The organism is Carnobacterium sp., from assembly GCF_032094055.1.
Lineage (GTDB): Bacteria > Bacillota > Bacilli > Lactobacillales > Carnobacteriaceae > Carnobacterium_A.
Genome location: NZ_DAMDAK010000001.1, coordinates 70,875 through 75,774 on the forward strand (window position 1 = coordinate 70,875; position 4,900 = coordinate 75,774).

Here is a 4,900-nt window from a genome sequence, read left to right on the forward strand (position 1 = left end):
CTGGGGAAATCAAAATGGACGAATTAACGGATACTTTGATTCCAGAAGCAGTAAAAACGGCTGAAAAAAGCTCTAGTCAGATGGATGTTCAAACGGTAAATGATTTAAATCAGTTTTTAGACCGTTTGGAAAAGAGAACGCATGACTTGAAATTAGCTCGTCAAATGACGATTCAACAAGCTCCTCAAATACGTTTAATTCAAAATACTAATCAAGCCCTAGCTGAAAAAATTCAATCTTCCATTAACACAGCTATTCCACTTTGGAAGAATCAAATTGCCATTGCATTAACTTTATTACGTCAAAAAGATGCAGTTACTGCTCAAAGACAAGTTTCTGAAACTACAAATGACTTATTGAAGAAAAATTCTGAAATGCTAAAAATTTCAACGATTGAAACAGCCAAAGAAAATGAACGAGGCGTTATTGATATTGAAACCTTACAAAAAACTCAAAATGATTTAGTCGAAACCCTGCAAGAAACATTGCAAATCCAAAAAGATGGCCGTATCAAACGTAAAGAAGCTGAAAAAGAATTGACTGTTATGGAAACGACTTTGAGAGATAAATTGCTAGAATTAACCAGTGATCAATCTTAATTGAATAATAAAGAAGCTTTCTTTTTTCTGAGTTAAAACAGAAAAAAGAAAGTTTTTTTGTTCCAATAAATTTCTCCCTTTTTCCTAGAACAGATGCTAAGACTATGGTACACTATATGGTATAAAATCTATATACTAAACTACATATTGTGTTCCCTAGCTTTTTATGCGGATATTAAGGAGGAAAAAAATGAAAAAAACAAACTCATCACAAACTTGTGATTTACTGAACAAAAATTCAGTTGTGAAATTACGTGTGCTTAAACGAGATGGTCGAGAAGTTGCATTTCAAGAAGAAAAAATCTATGCTGCTCTTTTGAAAGCTGAACAACAACTTCATTCAAACTCTCTAGTCGATACTACAGAAGATTTGTGCAATGCCATGAAGCAAATTAAAAGTAACCTTACAAATTGGAGAAAAATCTCTGTAGATCATATTCGTGCCATTGTGATGCAGGTACTGACTGATCAAAAAAAGACAGAACTAGCAGAAGTTTATCAACATTTTCGGCTTCAGACTGATAAAAAGCAGCTAGAAGAAACAGATATCAACTATACAATCCATACCTTATTAAAGAAAGACCCTTCTTTAGTCAATGAAAACGCCAATAAAGACAGTGATATTTTTAATACTCAGCGTGATTTAACAGCTGGAATAGTTGGCAAATCAATCGGTTTAACTTTGTTACCCAAATCTGTTCGTAATGCTCATCAAAAAGGCGATATCCACTATCATGATTTAGACTATCACCCCTATTCGCCTATGACAAATTGCTGCTTAATCGATTTTAAACAGATGTTAGCTAAAGGTTTCAAAATTGGCAACGCTGAAGTTGAAAGCCCTAAATCTATTCAAACGGCAACAGCGCAAATGGCTCAAATCATTGCAAATGTTGCTTCAAGCCAATATGGCGGATGCAGTGCTGATCGAATTGATGAAACATTGGCTCATTATGCTGAACTGAACTTTAAAAAACATTTAACAACAGCAGCAGAATGGATTACAGAAGAAGAAAAAAGACACGATTATGCTCTTCAAAACACCAAGAAAGACATATACGATGCCATGCAAAGCTTGGAATATGAAATCAATACACTCTTTTCCTCTCAAGGGCAAACTCCCTTTACTACTTTAGGGTTTGGCTTAGGAACAGATTGGTATGCTAAAGAAATTCAAAGAGCTATTTTATCCGTACGAATTAAAGGTCTTGGCAAAGAAAAAAGGACTGCTATTTTTCCTAAGCTTATCTATACATTAAAACGAGGAGTAAATCTTGAAAAGACCGATCCTAATTATGATATAAAACAATTGGCGGTCGTTTGTACAACTAAAAGAATGTATCCGGATGTGTTAATGTATGAAAAAGTTGTAGAATTAACCGGTAGTTTTAAAACGCCTATGGGTTGCCGCTCTTTCTTGCAAGGATGGAACGATGAAGAGGGCAAGGAAGTAAATTCCGGCCGTATGAATTTAGGAGTAGTTACACTTAATTTGCCTCGGATTGCACTTGAATCTAAAGATAATTCAGAAAAATTCTGGACTATCTTAGATGAGCGCTTACTTGTCTGTAAAGATGCTCTTGTTTATCGGATAAAACGAATCAAAGAAGCTGTTCCTTGTAATGCTCCTATCCTTTATCAATATGGCGCTTTTGGTAAACGCCTTGAAAAAGATGAATCTGTTGATGAAGTGTTTAAAAATAAGCGTGCTACCATCTCTCTTGGATACATTGGACTCTATGAAACTGCCGCTGTCTTTTTCGGTTCTGAATGGGAACAAAATCCAGCAGCTAAGAATTTCACATTAGCTATCTTAAATCATTTAAAAAAACAAGCTGATGATTGGAGCAATCAATACGGCTATCATTTCAGCGTTTATTCAACACCTAGTGAGAGTTTAACCGACCGCTTCTGTCGACTTGATACAAAAAAATTCGGCGTTGTACCTCATATTACCGAAAAAGGATATTATACTAATAGTTTTCATTATGATGTCCGAAAAAACATTACTCCCTTTGACAAAATAGAGTTTGAAAAAGACTATCCTAAATATGCTAGCGGCGGCTTTATTCACTACTGTGAATATCCAAATATGGAGCAAAACCCAAAAGCATTAGAAGCTGTGTGGGATTTTGCTTATGATAAAATTGGTTATTTAGGTACTAATACGCCCATCGATCACTGTTATCTGTGTGATTTCACAGGTGACTTTGACCCTACTGAAGTTGGTTTTAAATGTCCACAATGTGGGAATCATGATCCTAAAACGTGTGATGTTGTAAAGCGCACTTGCGGTTATCTGGGCAATCCTCAAGCTAGACCGATGGTAAAAGGCCGCCATCAAGAAATAGCCTCTCGTGTCAAACACATGAAGTAAGCGACTACTTTATTTACATTTAGGAGGAAAATGATGAAAAAACCAAACCCACAAGAATGGTTGGCAAAAGATTTTAGTCAAATGAAAGTGGCAAGTTATAAACCGTTTAACTTTGTTGATGGAGAAGGCGTACGATGCAGTTTATATGTAAGTGGATGCTTATTTGCTTGTAAGGGCTGCTATAACAAGATTGCTCAAAATTTTAATTACGGTGTAAAGTATACACAAGAACTAGAGGATCAAATCATAGAAGACTTAAGGCATACGTATGTGCAGGGCCTTACTCTCTTAGGCGGAGAACCCTTTTTAAATACAGGAATCACTATTCCTTTAACAAAACGTCTAAAAGAAGAATTTGGGGCTACTAAAGATGTCTGGGCTTGGACTGGCTATACTTGGGAAGAATTGCTATTAGAATCAACAGATAAGCTTGAATTGCTTTCCTATATCGATGTTTTGATCGATGGTCGTTTTGAGATAACGAAACGAGATTTGACCTTACAATTTAGAGGCAGTTCCAACCAAAGAATCATTGATGTTCCACAATCTTTAAAGACAAATACACTTGTCCTTTGGAAACAGCTTACTGATTAATGTGCTAACTGCCTCTCTTTTTTCCTAATAAATGTCTTCTTACGATGCTTATCATTTGAACTGTGAACGAATTGTGTCTATAATAATAATAGTAATAGATTTATTACTTACTTATTTAGAAAGAGGAGGAAAACATAATGGGATTTATTTGGTCATTAATCGTAGGTGGCGTTTTAGGAGCCATAGCAGGAATGATTTTAGGTAAAGATGTACCAGGTGGTATTATTGGTAACATTATTGTCGGATTTATTGGATCATGGATTGGTTCTTCATTGTTAGGAAACTGGGGACCGATTATTGGCGGTTTTGCTATCTTACCAGCTTTAATTGGAGCTGTGATACTAATCTTTATCTTCTCACTTATTGTGGGCAGACGTAAATAAAAATTAAGCAGGTTAAACAACTTGTCTTGATTTTTAAAGAGAAAACTCTTTGGTGATCTTTCCCAAAGAGTTTTTTTCTTATTTGTTCTATCTATACTTATGCTAAAAGGAGAAAGAAAATGGCTAGTGAATACTATTCTTTAACAGTCGAAACTCCTATTTTGGAGGTTTGGGAAAATCTCAAGAATCCTGCAAATTGGTTGCTTTTTTTACCTGGTTTTAAGCAACTTACTCAACTTTCCCAAGATTCGTATCAAGTAGATCTTTCATTGTTACTTGGACCTGTAGAACGCGATACTCTTTTAACTTTCCATTTCACAACTGATTCGAAGAAAAACCTGACTTCTTTTACTTTTACTTCGACAAATGGAAAAGTTACCGGGTATGGAAAATTGTCAGTCACTGCTCTTTCAAATGAAAAAACTCTCTTAGAAACTTTTTTAGATATAAAATTAAAAGGAAAAACGAGTTTACTGCTTGCTCCCGCATTATCTTCTATTAAAAAAAAGTGGGCTTATGAACTGCTCATACAAATGAAAGAATTTCTAGAACAAAAAAACATTTAAAACATGCGATCTGAAAACTGATTGCTGTTCTCTCTGTAAAAAAACAGCATAGTCGAATCAAGATAAGCGAGTAGCAAAAGATTGCATAGTTGTGCTGCTGCTTATTAAAGTACGTTTAGGAAAAATAGTTAAGAAATAAGAGGATGAGCTGTTGTCTCATCCTCCCTTTTTGTTTTAGATTATAGTTTGACTACATTTGCCGCTTGAGGACCACGATTGCCTTCAATAATTTCAAATTCAACAGGCTGTCCTTCCTCTAAGGTTTTAAATCCATCTCCAGAAATAGCACTAAAATGTACAAAAACATCTTCTCTGCCTTCAATTTCAATAAAACCAAATCCTTTTTCAGCATTAAACCATTTTACTGTACCTTTTTCCATT

Annotated in this window: 6 protein-coding genes; 5 read left to right on the forward strand and 1 reads right to left on the reverse strand. The window is 35.0% G+C overall.

Annotated elements, in window-relative coordinates; genetic code table 11:
- The 5 genes from RT405_RS00440 to RT405_RS00460 all read left to right on the forward strand — a co-directional run.
- Window positions 1-599 (forward strand): toxic anion resistance protein (locus RT405_RS00440; protein ID WP_313466727.1); only part of this gene is annotated, 599 nt, incomplete at its 5' end.
- A gap of 190 nt (window positions 600-789) precedes the next feature.
- Window positions 790-2,976 (forward strand): anaerobic ribonucleoside-triphosphate reductase, encoded by a 2,187-nt coding sequence (gene nrdD, locus RT405_RS00445; protein WP_313466728.1) that lies wholly within the window; start codon window positions 790-792, stop codon window positions 2,974-2,976.
- A 33-nt stretch (window positions 2,977-3,009) separates the two neighbouring features.
- Window positions 3,010-3,570 carry an anaerobic ribonucleoside-triphosphate reductase activating protein gene (gene nrdG, locus RT405_RS00450; protein ID WP_313466729.1) on the forward strand — a complete coding sequence of 187 codons (561 nt, stop codon included), beginning with the start codon at window positions 3,010-3,012 and terminating at the stop codon, window positions 3,568-3,570.
- 134 nt (window positions 3,571-3,704) lie between these two features.
- On the forward strand, window positions 3,705-3,953 hold the full coding sequence (locus RT405_RS00455) for a GlsB/YeaQ/YmgE family stress response membrane protein (protein ID WP_035028853.1): 249 nt from the start codon (window positions 3,705-3,707) through the stop codon (window positions 3,951-3,953).
- 119 nt (window positions 3,954-4,072) lie between these two features.
- The gene (locus tag RT405_RS00460; protein WP_313466730.1) at window positions 4,073-4,519 is read left to right on the forward strand and encodes an SRPBCC family protein; all 447 of its coding nucleotides are present in this window, start codon (window positions 4,073-4,075) and stop codon (window positions 4,517-4,519) included.
- A 179-nt stretch (window positions 4,520-4,698) separates the two neighbouring features.
- On the opposite strand, the gene RT405_RS00465 is transcribed toward RT405_RS00460, so the two are convergent.
- Window positions 4,699-4,899 (reverse strand): cold shock domain-containing protein, encoded by a 201-nt coding sequence (locus RT405_RS00465; RefSeq protein WP_313466731.1) that lies wholly within the window; start codon window positions 4,897-4,899, stop codon window positions 4,699-4,701.
- Window position 4,900 lies beyond the last annotated feature (1 nt).